Source organism: Arthrobacter sp. 10T44 (assembly GCF_056393885.1).
Window position 1 is genome coordinate 357,095 of sequence record NZ_JBFTGT010000004.1, and the last position, 14,976, is coordinate 372,070.

The following is a 14,976-nucleotide window of genomic DNA, read 5'->3' on the forward strand; positions in this document are numbered from 1 at the left end:
CTGCCCGGGCCCGCAATCGCGGGCCGACACGTCACAATTGGGCGTACCCGCCGGTAACAGGTTTCCTCCACCTCCGCGTTGCTACCCTGAGCAAATGAACCGGGCAGTAGACCGCAGGCCGCTCCGTGCGGATGCAGCGCGCAACGTCAACAAGATCATTGCCGCGGCCCGCCAGTGCTTCCGTGAGCACGGCCCCGAAGTCCCGCTCCAGACCATCGCCGTCACGGCCGGGGTGGGCCCCGCGACGCTGTTCCGGAACTTCGCCGACAAGGAAGAACTCGTGCTCGCCGCGCTGCACCAGCAGCTGAAACTGCGGGTGAACCCGGTCATCGAAGAAGCACTGGCCGGCAAGGACGCGGCGGAGGGCCTGTTCCGCGTCGTCGACGCGCTGATGGGGGTTGCCAGCGACGAAGCCAACCTCCTCGGCGCGGTGGCGGGCCGCCGCGGCGTGCTGACCGGCATCACCGGCGACCTGATCGAATCGGTGGCCGTGCTGCTGGGCCGCGGCCAGGGCCAGGGCACGCTGCGCAGCGACATCTCCATGGCGGACATGATCCGGCTGCTGGCCATGCTGATCGGCGTGGTGGACACGATGGAGGCCGGTTCGGATGCCTGGCGCCGTCCGGTCGCCCTGGTCGAGGACGCCATCCGCGCAGAACGGCCCGATCGTCCGCTGCCACCGCAGTCGCTGGTGCCGGGGACCGCGTACGGCACCGCATTCGGCGTCGGCTTCGGCTCTACCTACGGAAACACGTACCGTTGAGCCCATGACATGGGAAACCGCTGCCGGCGTCCTCGGTGGCCTCTTGCTGGTGTACGCCGCGCTGCTGGTGCTGCTCTGGGGGTACGCGCGGCGGCACCCCGAAACTGTCACCATGAAGGACCCCCTGCGGCTGCTGCCGGACCTGCTCCGGCTGATCCGGCGGCTGGTGGCCGACCGCACCGTCGCGGTGGGCGTGCGCGTCCGGCTCGCCCTGCTGCTGGCCTACCTGCTCTCGCCGATCGACCTGGTGCCCGACTTCCTGCCCGTCATCGGCTACGCGGACGACGTCGTGATCGTCGCCCTGGTGCTGCGCTCCGTGGTCGCCCGGGCCGGCGCGGAGGCCGTCGAACGGCACTGGCCCGGGACGCCGGAGGGCCTGCAGCTGATCCTGAAACTGGCCGGCCTCGGCACCGCCCGGTGAGCTGGCCCACTCGTTGGCCGGACGCGGAATAGGGTCCCGGAAGCAGTCGTTGACGCCTGCATGAAGGCGATAACGTACAGCGAATATGGAAATCCGGACGTCCTCGAGTTGGCCGACCGCCCGATGCCAAAGGTCGGGCCGGGCATGGTCCTGGTCAAGGTCAAGGCAGCCTCGGTAAATCCGGTCGACTGGAAGATCATGGCCGGCTACCTGGATGCCGTCATGGACCTGCAATTCCCGGCAATTCCCGGCTGGGATGTGGCCGGCGTCGTGGAATCGGTCGGCATCGACGCGCCGCATTTCCAGCCCGGCGATGAAGTCATCGCCTATGGCCGCAAAGACTATGTCCACGGCGGGAGCTTCGCTGAATACATCGCCCTCCCGGAACGCCTCCTCGCCCGCAAGCCCGCCTCGCTGGGGTGGAACGAGTCCGCCGGGCTTCCCCTGGCGGGACTGACGGCCTATCAGGTCCTCACGCGCCTGGGCCTCAAGGCCGGCGAGACCGTATTGATCCATGGCGGGGCCGGCGGCGTCGGGTCCCTCGGAATCCAGATCGCCGCGGCGATGGGTGCCCATGTGATCGCGACGGCATCAGAAAAGAACCACGAGTTCCTGCGCTCCCTCGGCGCCGAACCCGTCAGCTACGGTGATGGACTCGCGGACCGGGTGCGGGCACTTCGCCCCGAAGGAGTGGAAGTCGTGGCGGACTTCGTCGGCGGGAACCTCGATACCACCCTGGCGGTGCTGGCCGACGGCGGCCGGCACGCCTCCATCGCTGACAGCGACGTTGAGCAGCACGGCGGCACCTGGATGTGGGTGAACCCCGTGGGCGCCGATCTGCGGGAGCTCGCCGAGCTGGTCGACGAGCGCAAGCTCCGGGTCGAGGTGGCGCAGACCTTCCCGCTGGCGCAGTCGGCAGACGCCTTCCGCCTCAGCATGGAAGGACACACCCGCGGCAAGATTGTCGTGACCGTCGACGTCGACGCCTGATGCGCGGCGGCAGCCGGAGTCCGGCTGCCGCCGTCCCGCCGGCCCCTGAAACTGAACCGTCAGTGGCCGCCCTGATCCTCGGCGGGCTTTTCCTTGGCCTCGTGCAGGTGGTGCGCCTCCTGCAAATGCTGTTGCAGCTTCTCTTCGGCCTCGCGGCGGCGGCGGGCCATTTCGCGCAGTTCCCGAGTGGATTCCGCGCCGGGGGAAACGAAGTGCTCATGCGGCTTGGAATGGTGCGCCTTGCCGGCGGCATCCGCTCCCGCGGCTTCCGGGGTCGCCGCGTCCGCATCGCCCGGCCCGGACGCAGCGGCATTCGGAACGTCTTTTTCGGTCATCATCGAATGCTCCCATTGGGCGCCCGGCCCGGCTAGGGGCTAAAGACCGTTGAGCGCCCGACGGCGGAGCGTCAGTTCCAGCCGAGCAACCGCAGCCCGGCCGCCGCGCCGGCGCCAGCCAGGACCACCACCAGGAACGGCGCCCGCAACCACAGGGCGACGGCGGCCGCGGCCAGGGCACCGAGCCGCGCGTCCAGCGCCAGGGACTGCCCGGACGCCACTGTGTTCACGACGGTCAGGGAGGCCAGCAGCCCGATCGTCATGGTGCCGGCGATCCGGGACATCCTCGGATTGCGCAGCAGGCTGGCGGGGACAAGGTATCCCACCAGTTTCCAGGCGTACGCCAGCACGCAGGACAGCAGGAGCCAGAGCCAGAGCGTCATGAGGCCTCCCCTGGGCTGTGTCCGGAGCGACGGACAGCCTCATGCTCCTCGGCATACGGGTCGACGTCGGGTTCGAGGCCCTCGTCGCTGCGGCCGTGACTGAACCAGCCGACCACCGCCGCCACGAACGCGGCGGCCAGGATGGGCACCCCGGCTGGCACGAGCGGGACGGCCAGGACGGTTGCCAGGGCGCAGACGACGGCGATCGCGACGGGTTCGCGGCCCTTGAGCCGCGGCCACAGCAGGCCGAGGAACGCCGCCACCGCGGCGCCGTCGAGCCCCCACTGCTTCGGGTCGCCAAGGGCGCTGCCGGCCAGCGCCCCAACGGCGGTGAACAGGTTCCACAGCACGAAGATGCCCAGCCCCGCCGTCCAGAAACCCCGGCGCTGCTCCGCCGGGTCGGTCTGGCCGGTGCTCGTGGCGGTCGATTCGTCGATGGTCACGTGGGCGGCGGCGAACCGGCGCCAGCCCCGCGGCTGGAGCAGCGCGTTGAGCTGCATGCCGTAGATGCCGTTGCGCATGCCCAGCAGGGTCGCGGCGCTCATCGCCGCGACGCCGGAGCCGCCCCCGGCCACGACGCCGATGAACGCGAACTGCGAGCCGCCGCTGAAGAGCAGCAGGCTCAGGGCCATGGTCTGCCAGAAATCGAGGCCCGAGGTCACCGACAGCGCCCCGAAGGACACCCCATAGAGCCCGGTGGCGATGCTGATGGAGAGCCCCACCCGGACGGCCGGGGATTGTGAGAGCTTCACCGGCGCCGCCGCTTCGGGACCGGCTTCGTCAGGCTCCACGCCCAGGCGATGAGCGGCGCCTGCAGCGGCAGCCGCAGGCTGTGGAAGCGGCGCTGCGCGGGCGTTCCCCCGGGTCCGAACGCCCTGCGAAGCGCGTCCAGGTGTCCGGCGAGAAACGCGGTGAACATCCCGGTGACGCAGCCGGCGGCCGCACGGCGGGTGGGCGGGATCAGGAGTCCGACGGCGGCGCCGACCTCCAGCAGACCGCTCGCCGCCACCCATTCCTCCCGGGACAGCACGGCGAGGGGTCCATTGCGCCGGCTGCCTGAGTCGTCGCGGCAGAGGAACTCCGGGACCACTGGGGTGAAGAAGTCCGGATCGCGGAAGTGTTTGGCCGCGCTGGCCAGCAGCAGCCCGGTCAGGGCGGCCGCGGAAAGCGTCTGGGTTGCCCCGGGGGACCAGCGGAAAGGCATGCAACCATGCAACCACAGCGGCGGGGCGCCCGGTAACCGGGCCGTAACCTGCGCCGGGTGCGCTGCGCCACCCGGGCGTGGGCCGCGAAAGCAGGACCTTCCGCAGGGGTCCGGGAGCGGTGCCCGGGAGTACCTTGTTGACTATGAGCAGTGTCGTGCAGATGACCGGCGTCGTAAAGCGTTTCGGGGCCGTGACCGCCCTCGACGGTCTGGACTTCGAGGTGGCCGCCGGCGAAGTGCATGGCTTCCTGGGCCCCAACGGTTCCGGCAAGTCCACCACGTTGCGGCTGCTGCTGGGCATGCTGAGGTCTAACGCCGGATCCATCCGGGTCCTGGGACTGGATCCCTGGCGCGACGTCGCGACGCTGCACCGCCGACTGGCGTACGTTCCCGGCGACGTGGCCCTGTGGCCCAACCTGACCGGCGGCGAGGTGATCGGGCTCCTGGGCAAGCTGCAGGGCGGCCAGGACCGGGCACGGCGGGACCGTCTGCTGGAGCTTTTCGAGCTGGATCCGACCAAGAAGGCCCGCACCTATTCCAAGGGCAACCGTCAGAAGGTGGCCCTCGTTGCCGCGCTGGCCACCGACGCCGAATTGTTCCTGCTGGACGAACCCACGAGCGGACTGGACCCGCTGATGGAGGACGCCTTCCGCGGCTGCGTCCGCGAACTCCGGGCACAGGGGCGCACCGTCCTGCTGAGCAGCCACATCCTCAGCGAAGCCGAGGCGCTCTCCGACCGGGTGAGCATCATCCGCGCCGGTCGGGTGGTGGAGACCGGCCCGCTCGAGCAGTTGCGCCACCTGACCCGGACCGCCGTCACCGCCGACGTCGCCGCCGTGCCGCCGGGGCTGGAACTGCTGCCCGGCGTTCACGACGTGGTGGTGGTCAACCACCGGGTCAGCGCCCAGGTGGATCCTGCCGGGCTGGGCCCTTTCCTGCAGGCCCTCACCGCGGCCGGGCTGCGGGCGCTGACCAGCCAGCCGCCGACCTTGGAGGACCTGTTCCTGCGGCACTATGGCTCCGGGAACGGCGCAGTTAACGCTGGCGCCGGGACCGGGGCGGGCCCGCGTGACACCGGGGCCGAAGCGGTGGGTTCCGCGGCTGCGGGGCCCACCGGGCCGGGATCCGGCAATGCCTGAGACGCTGGCCGGCACCGGAACGCTGGTCCGGCTGGGGCTGCGCCGGGACCGCTGGCTGCTGCCGGTGTGGGTGCTGGGATTCGCCGTCGTTGCCTACTCGACGGCGGTGGCCGGCGCGGACCTCTACCCCGACGTCCGCAGCCGGATCGAAGCCGCCAATGCCGTGAATGCCACCGCGTCAATGGTGGCGATGTTCGGTCGCATCTACGACCCCGCCTCCCTTGGGGCGCTCTCGCTGATCAAATACACCGCGTTCATGACGGCCATCCTCGCGGTCCTCATGGTCATCCTGATCATCCGGCATACCCGGGCAGACGAGGAGGGCGGACGGCTGGAGCTGCTTGGCGGCGGCCGGCTGGGACGCGACGCCGCCCTGGCCGCCGCCCTCATGATCGGTCTGGGCGCCAGCCTGGGCGTGGGACTGCTGTCCGCCGCCGCCCTCGCCGCCGGCGGCCTGCCGGCTGCCGGGTCGTTGGCCTTCGGCCTCGGCTGGGCCGCCACCGGGATGGCCTTCAGCGCCGTGGCCGGCGTAGCCGCGCAACTGACCGCGAGCGCCCGCGCTGCCACCGGCTTGAGCGTTGGCGTCGTCGCCGTCACCTACGGCCTGCGCGCTGTCGGAGACCTTGCCGAACCGGGCCCATCGTTCCTCTCCTGGCTTTCGCCGATCGGCTGGAACCAGCAGATCCGGGCGTTCGCCGGGGACCGATGGTGGGTGCTGGCGCTGCCGGTCGCACTCTGCGTTCTCCTCATCCCGGCGGCCTTTGTGCTCCGGGCACGCCGGGACCTGGGCGCGGGGCTCCGCGACGAGCGTCCCGGCCCCGCCGTCGGCTCGCTCTCCGGGGTCTGGGCTCTGGCCGTGCGCCTGCAGCACAGGGTGTGGCTGGCCTGGGCCGCGGCGTTCGTCGTCTTCGGCGTCGTCATCGGCTCGCTGGTCAGCAACGTAGCGGAGATGCTCAGTTCCCCCAACGCGCAGGACCTGATCAAACTGATCGGCGGCGCCTCCGCGGTGCGGGACGCCTTCCTGGCCGCCGAGATCAGCATCATGGGCCTGCTCGCCGCGGCCTACGGGGTGGCGTCGGTGAACCATTTGCGCAGCGAGGAGTCCGCCGGGCACACCGAAGCGCTGCTGGGGACCGCCACCACGCGCAGCCGCTGGGCAAGCAGCCACTACGTGTTCGCGCTGGCCGGGGTCGCGGTGCTGATGGTGCTGGCCGGGGTCTCGATCGGTGCCGGCGCCGCAGCCGCCGTCCAGGACAGCGGGCTGGTGGGCAGCGCCACGGTCGCCTCGCTCGCGCAGATTCCCGCCGCGTGGGTGCTGACCAGCGTGGCGCTGGCGGTGTTTGGCTGGGTGCCCCGGCTGGCTGGCGCGGTCTGGGGCGTGCTGCTTGCCTTCGTGGCGCTCGGCGAGTTCGGGGTGCTCTGGAACGCACCGGGATGGCTCATGGACCTCTCCCCTTTCCGGCACTCCCCGCTGCTGCCGGTGGGCACCGACGCGGTGCCGGCACTGCTGGGCCTGACCGCCGTCGCCGTCGGGCTCGCCGCGCTGGGTTACCTGGGCTGGCGACGGCGGGATCTGGCCGCCTAAGGGCACCACCAGTGGCTCCAGCTGGAGCGGCAATTAAGTGTCGCTGGCCGCTGGCCGTGAGCCTCCTGGCTGCAGTTCTTTGTCATACGCCTGCGCCCTGCAGTGCGCTGTTAGTTGCCGTTGTACTCGTCGTCGGTGATGTGCTCACCCCAGGTCGTGGTGGCGGCGGGGTCTTCGCCGTTCTGCAGCATGGCGATGTGTTCCATGAAGCAGCCGGGGGCGGCAGCATGCCAATGCTCCTCGCCGGGTGGGGTGTAAAGCGTCTGGCCGGGGTGGGCTTCGATGATCTTGCCGTCGCGGCCGCCGAAGCGGGCGACGCCGTGGGTGACCCGAAGGTATTGGCCGTGCTCGTGGGAGTGCCAGGCGGTGCGGGCTCCGGGGGCGAAGCGGACGGTTGCGACGACCATCGTCTGGCCTGGCTCATGGGGCAGAGCGATCGGGTCGAGCCAGACGTCGCCGGCGAATTGTGCGGACGGGTTTTTCGAGGTGGGCACGGCGGGTTCGATGTTCATGATTTTCCTTAGTTGTTGTCGGTGAAAAGTTGCTTGGCGACGCCCATCGCAGCCATGCCCTTGGGCCAGCCGGCGTAGAGCGTGATGTGGGTGATGGCTTCGATGAGCTCTTCCTGAGTCACGCCGTTCTCCAGGGCGCGGCCGAGGTGGAAGGCCAGCTGCTCTGTGTTTCCCCCGGCGGCGAGCACGGCAACGGTGATGAGGCTGCGGTCCCGCGCGGAGAGTTCAGGCCGGTTCCAAACGTCCTCGAAAAGCACGTCGTCGGTGAGTGCAGCGAGCTTCGGAGCGAAGTCACCGAACATTTTCCGGCCGCCGCCGATCTGCTTGGGTTGGTCAGTCATGATGTTCCTTCTTTCGGTGCGGTGTACGGGACGAGTCGGCGGGGCCGCCGGCATGGCTAGAGGCGGCCGGGGAAAGCGCTGCGGCGCCCGTAGATGGTCAGCATGAGCGCGGCCAGGCCGGCGGCGATCATCACGTCCGCCAGCACGAGGCCGCTATCGCTCGTCAGCAGGGCGGCGCCGAGGATGCCGGCGGTGAAGATGGCGAGGTTGAACGCCACCGGCAGGAATGAGTTCGCGACGTCGGAGTCCGCGCCTCCGGCGGTGGTCAGGGCGGCTTGGAGCTGGGCGGCGGCCCCGCCGAAGGTGCTCCCCCACAGGACGGTCGCGGCGATGATCGCCGGGGCCGATGTGTGGCCGAGCAGCAGCACCACCGCAGCCGAGATGAACAGGGCGACGCTTCCGTGCAGGAGCGGGCGGGGGTGTTTGTCGAGGAGGGCTCCGGTGATGATGATGCCGGCGATCGAGGAGATCCCGAAGATGAAGAGTTCGACGTCGACGGTGAGGCTGGTGCCGGTGGCCCGCAGGTACGGGGCGATGTAGGTGTAGATGGTGTTGTGGGCCAGCATCCAGGTGAAGATGACGGCCAGGATCACGGCGATGCCGGGGATGCGGAACACCCGGACCAGTGGAAGCCGGGAGGTGCCAGGCTGCCCGCCGGCATCGGGGGCGATGACAGCAATGAATACACCGGCGATGATGGCCACCGCGGTGAGTCCGGCGAAGGCCCACCGCCAGTCGAAGGCCGTTCCGAGCCAAGACCCCAGCGGTGTGCCGAGCGCGAATCCGACGGGCGCCCCTACCGAGACGATCGCCAGAGACAGGCCTGCCCGGGATGGCGGGCTGATCTTCCGGCCGTAGGCGGCCAGCATCCCCCAGATGATTCCCGAGAATGCGCCGGCGACGAAACGCGACGCCAGCGACAGGGTCACGTCGCTGGAGAGGGCCGTGGCGCTGTTGGCCAGGATGAGGCCGAGGAGCGCGCCGAGGAGCAACGGCTTGCGCCGCATGCCCCGGGTGAGGGTGATGGCGGGGATCGTGATGATCACCGTGCCGAGGGCGTAGGCGCTGACGAACAGTCCGACGGTGCCTTCGCTGGTCCCCATTCCGCCGGCGATAGACGGCAAGAGGCCGGCCGGCATGGTCTCCATCGCAACGAGGACGAAGCCGATAACGGCCAGCACAGCCAGGGTGGCGAGCGGCAGTCGTTTCTGATGTTTAGTAGCTGCCGGGTCAGTAGCTGCCGGGTCAATGGCTGCCGGGTTCGACGCCGGGAGGGTGGTGGTGTCCATATGCTCTCCTAGCCCGCAGGGGAAGCGGACGGGTCATGTGCTGGGGATCTTCATCCAGTCAACAGGTGATGCACTCCGCGTGGGAGTCACTGTTGAGGGGTGTACCGGGAGGGCGCCCCTTGTTCAATCGCACCGATTTATCCTTGAAGCATGGATAACCGGGCTGAAGTGCGTGAGTTCCTGATGTCGCGGCGCGCACGCCTCACCCCGGAAGAAGCCGGGCTCGTAGCCGGCGGAAATCGGCGCGTGGCTGGGCTGCGGCGCAGCGAGGTGGCACTCCTCGCCGACGTCAGCGTGGAGTACTACGCCAAGCTAGAGCGCGGTTCGATCGCGGGTGCGTCCTCGTCCGTGCTCGATTCCCTTGCCCGCGCCCTCCGCCTCGACGACGCCGAACGTGCCCACCTTTTCGACCTCGCCCGGGCGGCAGACGGCATTCCCGTCTCCGGCAGGCCCCGGAAACGTGCCGCCACCCAGGCCAGCGCGCGACTGAGCCTGCAGTGGGCCCTGGAAGCGATCACCGAGGGCGTCGCCTTCGTCCGCGATCCGTACCAGAACCTGCTGGCGACCAACGCCTTGGGGCGGGCCTTCTACTCCCCGCTGATCGGAGACGGCGGCCGCCTGCCGAACCTCGCCCGGTTCCAGTTTCTCGACCCCGCTTCCCGGGACTTCTACCCCGACTGGGAGCTGTTCAGCGAGATGTGCGTCGGCATCATGCGTGCCGAGGCGGGCCGCGACCCCCACGACCGCACCATGCAGGACCTCGTCGGAGAACTCTCGACCCGAAGCGAGACCTTCCGTGCCCTCTGGGGTGCGCACAACGTACGCACCCATGGCTCCGGAACTAAACGCTTCCTTCATCCCGTGGCCGGTGAACTTACCCTGGCCTACGAAGAACTCGCCATCACCGCAGAGGCTGGTCTCGTCCTGATGGTCTACACCGCAGAGCCCGGTTCCCCCTCTGCAGAACGGCTCCGCCTCCTGGCAAGCTGGGGTGCAAGCGAGGACACGCCCGCGGAACAGCACCGGACCACCAGCTGACAGGCACCGGCACGCAGCAATGCCCTAGAGCGGGGCGAGCAGCTGGGCGCGGACCTCGGCGGGCCGGTTGGTGGTGATCTCGTGGATGCCCAGTTCACGGCACAGGTCGACATCGTCTGCCGAGTCCACAGTCCAGACCCGGAAGCGGCGGCCCGATTCGAGCCAGCGCCGGACGGTGCGGGAGTGTCCGCGCACGTAGCCGATGCCGGGCCCGGCCAGGCCCACCTCGCAGTCGTCCAGGATCCGCTCCCCCTCGGTCTGCGCAGCTTTCATGACGTTGGCGAGGGCGCCGCCGGTGATCGCCCCGAGGCCGAGTTCTTCGCGGATTTCCTCCACGTTCACGTCGTCCACGAGCTGGCAGATGGCCGCGGCGGGCACGCTCTGGAGCAGGTGCTTCACCGAGTCGGGGCTGAAGCTCATGAAGGAGACCCGGATGTTGTCCAGCATCGAGGTGGTCCGGTCCCAGCCCTCGGACTCGAGGACAGCCAGGACCCGGTCCTCGAGCTTGAGCTGGTAGGGGCTGGGGTGCTTGAGTTCGATCGCCAGGCCGATCTCGCGGCCGGCCAGGCGCAGGATGTCGAGCAGTTCGGGGAGGGTCAGGAACTGCTCGGACCGGGCGCCGTACTCCTCGGGAATCCGGGCGCCCTTCCAGGAGCAGAAGTCCAGCAGCCGCAGCTCCGCCAGGGTGTGGTCCGCGACCGGGCCGGTGCCGTCCGAGGCGCGGTCCAGGTTGGCGTCGTGCAGCAGCACCGCGTGCTGGTCGCGGGTCAGGTGGATGTCGCATTCGACGCCGTCGGCCCCATCGGCGATCGCCTGCAAATAGGCGGCACGGGTGTGCTCGGCGAAGGCTCCGCTGGCGCCCCGGTGGGCGTAGACCAGCGGGCGGGCGGCGGCGGACTCCTCGGTAGTCATGCTGACACGTTAGCGGACGTCGGTTACGGATGCGCGGCTAGGCTGGGCACATGCAGGTGAACACTGAACGACCCGCCCGTCCCGCCGTCCCCCCGGCCGGCGTCGAACACCGACTCTCCGCCGCGGACGCAGAAAAGGCCGCGGCGCTGCGGAAGATGAAGCTGCTGGCGGTGTCGCTGCTGATCGGCATGGCCGTCATTTTCGTACTCGCCTTCGCCCTGCAGAAGCAGTACCCGTGGCTTGAGTACGTCCGGGCAGCGGCCGAGGGCGGCATGGTGGGCGCCCTCGCGGACTGGTTCGCGGTGACGGCCCTGTTCAAGTACCCGCTGGGCTTGAAGATCCCGCACACCGCGATCATCCCGCGGCGCAAGGACCAGATCGGGGCGTCGCTGGGCGAATTCGTGGAGACCAACTTCCTCTCCGAACAGGTGGTGAAGGAGAAACTGGCCAGCGTTGACATTGCGCGCAAGGTCGGCGGCTGGCTGTCCGGGCCCGGCGGAGCCGAGCGGGTGGCCAAGGAAGGTGCCGCCGTGATCCGCGGCGCCTTCACGGTGCTGAACGACGACGACGTCCAGGCCGTCATCGAGGGCATGGTCCGCCGGCACCTGCTGGCTCCGCCGTGGGGACCGCCGGTGGGCCGGCTCGCCCAGCGCGTGTTCGACGACGGCCACCACCACGCTCTCGTGGACCTGCTCGTGGACCGTACGGTGGACTGGGTGCGGGACAACCACGAAACGGTCAACCGGCTGGTCACGGACCGTTCCCCCACCTGGGTGCCTACGTTCGTGGACGGGCTCGTAGGCGACAAGGTCTACGTGGAGATCCTGAAATTCACCCGGGCCGTGCAGGCCGATCCGCAACACCAGGTCCGGCTCTCCATCGACAAATACCTCAAAGAACTGGCCCAGGACCTGCAGCACGATCCGGTCATGATCGCCCGCGCCGAGGGCGTCAAAGCGCAGGTGCTGGGCGACCCGGAGGTCCGCGAACTCGCCTCCCGCACCTGGGGCACGGTCAAGGCCGCACTGCTGGCCGCCGTCGACGATCCGCACAGCGAACTGACGGTGAAGTTCAAGGCCGCCGTGCACGACTTCGGCACCCGGCTGGTGGTCGACCCCGAGCTGGCCGGCAAGGTGAACACCTGGATCGGCGACGCCGCCGGGTACCTGGTGAACAACTACCGCTCGGACATTGCCGGCGTGATCACCGATACCGTGGCCCGCTGGGATGCCGAGGAGACCTCGCAGAAGATCGAACTCCAGGTGGGCAAGGACCTGCAGTTCATCCGGATCAACGGCACCGTCGTGGGCGCCCTCGCCGGGCTGGCCATCTTTACCGCCGCGCACTTCGTCTTCGGCTGACCCGGATGGATCCGGCACAGACACCCCGCCCGGAGGCCGCCTTCGAAACCGGCCGGTTGCTGCTGCGGCCATTGCGCGTGTCCGACGCCGCGGTCCAGCACGAGCTCTGGACCGAACGCGACCCCCGTGTCCCGCCGCATCGCCGCATCAGTCCCGACGGCCACCCCACGCTGGAGGAAATCGCCGACGGGATCCGTCGGGACGACGGGCTCCCCTTCCCGGGGCTGCTGGCGGCGGAGCAAAAAAGTTCGGGGCAGGTCATCGGCTACTGCGGGCTGATTCCCAATCGGCATGGGCAGGACGGGGAGCCGGAACTCGCGTTCGAGTTCCTACGAAGGGTCTGGGGGCAGGGGTTGGCGACCGAGGCCTCCCGGGCCGTCCTGCAGCAGGCGCAGGCATCCGGTTACCCCTGCCTTTGGGCCACCGTCCGCGATTGGAACACCCCGTCACGCCGCGTCCTGGCCAAACTTGGCTTCGTCGAAACCGGCCGGGTGGACCTGGACGACGTGCACGGCGACTCCCTCTTCACCCGGAAGACGCTCTGAGCCCACGGGTCAGCTCGGCGGCCCGCTTGGCCGTCAGGCGTGCGCGACTGTGGCCTTGACGCGGCCATGCATGGCGAAGACCGTGAACGCCAGCGCCGCGAGCGCCGTGACCACGAGCAGCATCAGCCCGATCGAGTAGCTGCGGGTCGCGGCGTCGTAGGTGGCTCCCATCACCAGCGGCGGGAAGTAGCCGCCCAGGCCGCCGGCGGCGCTGACCACCCCGCTGATGCTCCCGACCTTGCCGGCCGGGGCAAGCACCCCGACCCAGGCGAAGACGCCGCCGGTGCCCAGGCCAAGGGCGGCCGCCATCGCAACGAACGTCAGGCCGGCGGGCACATCGCCGTCGGGCTGCAGGTTCACCACCCAGGCGAGCACGGCGACGCCGGCGAGCGAGACCACCACCACGGGCTTGGGGCCGAACCGGTCCGCGAGCACTCCCCCGATGGGCCGGGCCAGCACGGCGGCCAGCGCGAAGCCGGCGGTACGCGCGCCGGCGGCGCTCGGGTCGAAGCTGTAGATGTCCCGCAGGTACGTCGGCAGGTAGGTCGCGAAGGACACGAAGCCGCCGAATACGACGGCGTAAAGGAAACACATCTTCCAGGTGACCGGGGTTTTTGCGGCGTCGAGCAGCTTGGGCATGACCGGCGCGTCCTGGCGGCTCCACGCCGGGGACTCCTTCATCAGGAACCAGACCAGCGCGGCCATGACGGCCAGGACTCCGGCGATCAGCAGGTGCGTCGGAAAGTAACCGATCCAGGCGACCAGCCGCGGGTTCAGGAACGCGGCCAGGGCGGTGCCGCCCATCCCGGCACCAAACACCCCGGTGGCGAAGCCGCGCCGTGACGGTTCGTACCAGGCGCTGACGAAGGGGATGCCGACGGCGAACACGGTGCCGGCCACCCCGAGCAGCAGCCCGGCGCCGAGCACCAGCGCGAAGGAGCGGATGGTGCCCCCGACGGCCACCAGCAGAATCGGGACAATGGCCGCCAGCAGCACGAAGCTGAAGAGGGCGCGGCCGCCGTACTTGTCTGTCAGGGCGCCGACGACGATCCTGCCCAGCGAGCCGACGAACACCGGCATGGCGACGAGGATGCCCGTGGTGGCGGGGTTGAGCTGGAGGTTCTGGGTGTAGAAGGCCCCGAGCGTGGCCACGGAATTCCAGGCCCAAAAACCGGCCACCGAGGCCGCGGTGGCTAGCACCAGGTTGAGCGTCTGGCCTGCCGGCGCGGTTGCGGACGGGGTCACTGCTCCGGCCACGGAGGTCTCCTTTCGGGTCGGGAAGGCTTCGGGAAGGCTTCGGGAAGCTGCGGCATAGCCGGCACCTCAGCGGTTGCGGGTGTCCCGGTCGCGGGTTCCGACGGCGGACCAGCCGCGGCGGGCGGCGGTGCCGGAGGACCGCGTGGCGGCCGCGCCGGCCCGGCTGCCGTCCCGGTCCCGGTCGCGGGAGCGGTAAACGATGTACGGCCGGAAGAGATAGTGGAACGGCGCCGTGAACGCATGGACCAGGCGGGTGAAGGGCCAGATGACGAACAGCGCCATGCCCACCAGGGTGTGCAGGTGGAAGGAGAAGGGCGCCGCCGCCATCGCCGCGATGTCGGGTTGGAAGATGAACAGCGAGCGGAACCACGGCGCCACGGTTTCGCGGTAGTTGTGCCCGTGTTCGCCCTCGAAGACGCTCGCCAGGGTGGTCCAGAGCCCGAACACGATCGCGCCGGTGAGCACGACGTACATGGTTTTGTCGTTCCTGGTGGTGGCCATGAAGACCGGACCGGTGGTGCGGCGCCGGTAGATCAGCAGGATGATGCCGCCCAGGGTCCCCACCCCGGCGATGCCGCCAACCAGGAGGGCGTTGAAATGGTAGAACTCCTGGCTCATGCCCACGGCCTGGGTCCACGCCATCGGAATGACCAGGCCGAAGAAGTGCCCCGCGATCACGGCGAGCAGGCCGAAGTGGAACAACGGCGAGGCGATCCGCAGCAGCCGGGATTCGTAGAGCTGGGAGGACCGCGTGGTCCAGCCGAACTGGTCGTACTTGTAGCGCCAGATGAGGCCGCCCACCAGCACAACGACCATGACGTAGGGCAGTACGCCCCAGAGCACGATGTCCAGGGCGGAGATTTCGACGGCGGATCCGGGCTCGGCCTCTACTGCCAGCATG

The 14,976-nt window shown here is 69.6% G+C and carries 17 protein-coding genes and 1 pseudogene; 8 read left to right on the plus strand and 10 right to left on the minus strand.

The genetic code is table 11. The annotated features are described in order from the left end of the window. Nucleotides 1-94: 94 nt before the first annotated feature. From AC1DBL_RS09610 to AC1DBL_RS09620, 3 genes and pseudogenes are all read left to right on the plus strand, one after another. Nucleotides 95-763, plus strand: coding sequence for a TetR/AcrR family transcriptional regulator (locus AC1DBL_RS09610; RefSeq protein ID WP_476917246.1), 669 nt, complete (start codon nt 95-97; stop codon nt 761-763). Nucleotides 764-986: 223 nt separating this feature from the next. Then, nucleotides 987-1,068: pseudogene (locus AC1DBL_RS09615) on the plus strand (YkvA family protein); the annotation flags it as partial. Nucleotides 1,069-1,244: 176 nt separating this feature from the next. Then, entirely contained in the window at nt 1,245-2,174 is a 930-nt protein-coding gene (locus AC1DBL_RS09620; RefSeq protein ID WP_476917247.1) for an NADP-dependent oxidoreductase, read from the plus strand. 59 nt (nt 2,175-2,233) lie between these two features. Here AC1DBL_RS09620 and AC1DBL_RS09625 read toward each other — a convergent pair whose 3' ends face one another. The 4 genes from AC1DBL_RS09625 to AC1DBL_RS09640 form a co-directional block, all read right to left on the minus strand. Then, nucleotides 2,234-2,512, minus strand: a complete 279-nt coding sequence (locus AC1DBL_RS09625) for a hypothetical protein (protein WP_476925999.1) — start codon at nt 2,510-2,512, stop codon at nt 2,234-2,236. Between the two features lie 68 nt (nt 2,513-2,580). Beyond that, nucleotides 2,581-2,892, minus strand: coding sequence for an AzlD domain-containing protein (locus AC1DBL_RS09630; protein WP_441418032.1), 312 nt, complete (start codon nt 2,890-2,892; stop codon nt 2,581-2,583). Next, nucleotides 2,889-3,689, minus strand: a complete 801-nt coding sequence (locus AC1DBL_RS09635; protein WP_476917317.1) for an AzlC family ABC transporter permease — start codon at nt 3,687-3,689, stop codon at nt 2,889-2,891. Before AC1DBL_RS09635 ends, AC1DBL_RS09630 begins: the two co-directional genes overlap by 4 nt. After that, entirely contained in the window at nt 3,641-4,096 is a 456-nt protein-coding gene (locus tag AC1DBL_RS09640) for a DoxX family protein (RefSeq protein WP_476926000.1), read from the minus strand. The genes AC1DBL_RS09635 and AC1DBL_RS09640 overlap by 49 nt, the downstream gene beginning before the upstream one ends. Nucleotides 4,097-4,239: 143 nt before the next feature. Here AC1DBL_RS09640 and AC1DBL_RS09645 point away from each other — a divergent pair, with 143 nt between their 5' ends. Next, a complete protein-coding gene (locus AC1DBL_RS09645; protein ID WP_476926001.1) occupies nt 4,240-5,235 on the plus strand; it encodes an ABC transporter ATP-binding protein in 996 nt (331 codons plus the stop codon). After that, entirely contained in the window at nt 5,228-6,820 is a 1,593-nt protein-coding gene (locus AC1DBL_RS09650; RefSeq protein WP_476926002.1) for an ABC transporter permease, read from the plus strand. Before AC1DBL_RS09645 ends, AC1DBL_RS09650 begins: the two co-directional genes overlap by 8 nt. A gap of 110 nt (nt 6,821-6,930) precedes the next feature. On the opposite strand, the gene AC1DBL_RS09655 is transcribed toward AC1DBL_RS09650, so the two are convergent. The 3 genes from AC1DBL_RS09655 to AC1DBL_RS09665 are packed head-to-tail and all read right to left on the minus strand — an operon-like array spanning nt 6,931 to nt 8,962. After that, the gene (locus tag AC1DBL_RS09655; protein WP_441418036.1) at nt 6,931-7,332 is read right to left on the minus strand and encodes a cupin domain-containing protein; all 402 of its coding nucleotides are present in this window, start codon (nt 7,330-7,332) and stop codon (nt 6,931-6,933) included. Nucleotides 7,333-7,340: 8 nt separating this feature from the next. After that, nucleotides 7,341-7,673, minus strand: a complete 333-nt coding sequence (locus AC1DBL_RS09660) for a carboxymuconolactone decarboxylase family protein (protein WP_441418037.1) — start codon at nt 7,671-7,673, stop codon at nt 7,341-7,343. A gap of 56 nt (nt 7,674-7,729) precedes the next feature. Next, nucleotides 7,730-8,962 (minus strand): MFS transporter, encoded by a 1,233-nt coding sequence (locus AC1DBL_RS09665; protein WP_476908915.1) that lies wholly within the window; start codon nt 8,960-8,962, stop codon nt 7,730-7,732. 150 nt (nt 8,963-9,112) lie between these two features. Here AC1DBL_RS09665 and AC1DBL_RS09670 point away from each other — a divergent pair, with 150 nt between their 5' ends. Further along, the gene (locus AC1DBL_RS09670) at nt 9,113-10,000 is read left to right on the plus strand and encodes a helix-turn-helix transcriptional regulator (RefSeq protein WP_476926003.1); all 888 of its coding nucleotides are present in this window, start codon (nt 9,113-9,115) and stop codon (nt 9,998-10,000) included. Between the two features lie 24 nt (nt 10,001-10,024). On the opposite strand, the gene AC1DBL_RS09675 is transcribed toward AC1DBL_RS09670, so the two are convergent. Beyond that, nucleotides 10,025-10,912, minus strand: a complete 888-nt coding sequence (locus AC1DBL_RS09675) for a glycerophosphodiester phosphodiesterase (RefSeq protein ID WP_476926004.1) — start codon at nt 10,910-10,912, stop codon at nt 10,025-10,027. Nucleotides 10,913-10,962: 50 nt separating this feature from the next. Here AC1DBL_RS09675 and AC1DBL_RS09680 point away from each other — a divergent pair, with 50 nt between their 5' ends. Together AC1DBL_RS09680 and AC1DBL_RS09685 are read left to right on the plus strand one after the other, a co-directional pair. Further along, a complete protein-coding gene (locus tag AC1DBL_RS09680) occupies nt 10,963-12,273 on the plus strand; it encodes a DUF445 domain-containing protein (protein WP_476926005.1) in 1,311 nt (436 codons plus the stop codon). 5 nt (nt 12,274-12,278) lie between these two features. Further along, nucleotides 12,279-12,818 carry a GNAT family N-acetyltransferase gene (locus AC1DBL_RS09685; protein ID WP_476926006.1) on the plus strand — a complete coding sequence of 180 codons (540 nt, stop codon included), beginning with the start codon at nt 12,279-12,281 and terminating at the stop codon, nt 12,816-12,818. A 33-nt stretch (nt 12,819-12,851) separates the two neighbouring features. On the opposite strand, the gene AC1DBL_RS09690 is transcribed toward AC1DBL_RS09685, so the two are convergent. Together AC1DBL_RS09690 and narI are read right to left on the minus strand one after the other, a co-directional pair. Then, entirely contained in the window at nt 12,852-14,075 is a 1,224-nt protein-coding gene (locus AC1DBL_RS09690) for an MFS transporter (RefSeq protein WP_476908911.1), read from the minus strand. Nucleotides 14,076-14,141: 66 nt separating this feature from the next. Beyond that, a complete protein-coding gene (narI, locus tag AC1DBL_RS09695; RefSeq protein WP_476908910.1) occupies nt 14,142-14,975 on the minus strand; it encodes a respiratory nitrate reductase subunit gamma in 834 nt (277 codons plus the stop codon). Nucleotide 14,976 lies beyond the last annotated feature (1 nt).

Coding starts and splice junctions, on each gene's coding strand:
- narI (WP_476908910.1), bottom strand. CDS start 14,975: ATGCTGGCAGTAGAGGCCGAGCCCGGATCCGCCGTCGAAATCTCCGCC.
- AC1DBL_RS09620 (WP_476917247.1), top strand. CDS start 1,245: ATGAAGGCGATAACGTACAGCGAATATGGAAATCCGGACGTCCTCGAG.
- AC1DBL_RS09640 (WP_476926000.1), bottom strand. CDS start 4,096: ATGCCTTTCCGCTGGTCCCCCGGGGCAACCCAGACGCTTTCCGCGGCC.
- AC1DBL_RS09665 (WP_476908915.1), bottom strand. CDS start 8,962: ATGGACACCACCACCCTCCCGGCGTCGAACCCGGCAGCCATTGACCCG.
- AC1DBL_RS09655 (WP_441418036.1), bottom strand. CDS start 7,332: ATGAACATCGAACCCGCCGTGCCCACCTCGAAAAACCCGTCCGCACAA.
- AC1DBL_RS09650 (WP_476926002.1), top strand. CDS start 5,228: ATGCCTGAGACGCTGGCCGGCACCGGAACGCTGGTCCGGCTGGGGCTG.
- AC1DBL_RS09670 (WP_476926003.1), top strand. CDS start 9,113: ATGGATAACCGGGCTGAAGTGCGTGAGTTCCTGATGTCGCGGCGCGCA.
- AC1DBL_RS09630 (WP_441418032.1), bottom strand. CDS start 2,892: ATGACGCTCTGGCTCTGGCTCCTGCTGTCCTGCGTGCTGGCGTACGCC.
- AC1DBL_RS09610 (WP_476917246.1), top strand. CDS start 95: ATGAACCGGGCAGTAGACCGCAGGCCGCTCCGTGCGGATGCAGCGCGC.
- AC1DBL_RS09660 (WP_441418037.1), bottom strand. CDS start 7,673: ATGACTGACCAACCCAAGCAGATCGGCGGCGGCCGGAAAATGTTCGGT.
- AC1DBL_RS09625 (WP_476925999.1), bottom strand. CDS start 2,512: ATGATGACCGAAAAAGACGTTCCGAATGCCGCTGCGTCCGGGCCGGGC.
- AC1DBL_RS09680 (WP_476926005.1), top strand. CDS start 10,963: ATGCAGGTGAACACTGAACGACCCGCCCGTCCCGCCGTCCCCCCGGCC.
- AC1DBL_RS09645 (WP_476926001.1), top strand. CDS start 4,240: ATGAGCAGTGTCGTGCAGATGACCGGCGTCGTAAAGCGTTTCGGGGCC.
- AC1DBL_RS09685 (WP_476926006.1), top strand. CDS start 12,279: ATGGATCCGGCACAGACACCCCGCCCGGAGGCCGCCTTCGAAACCGGC.
- AC1DBL_RS09675 (WP_476926004.1), bottom strand. CDS start 10,912: ATGACTACCGAGGAGTCCGCCGCCGCCCGCCCGCTGGTCTACGCCCAC.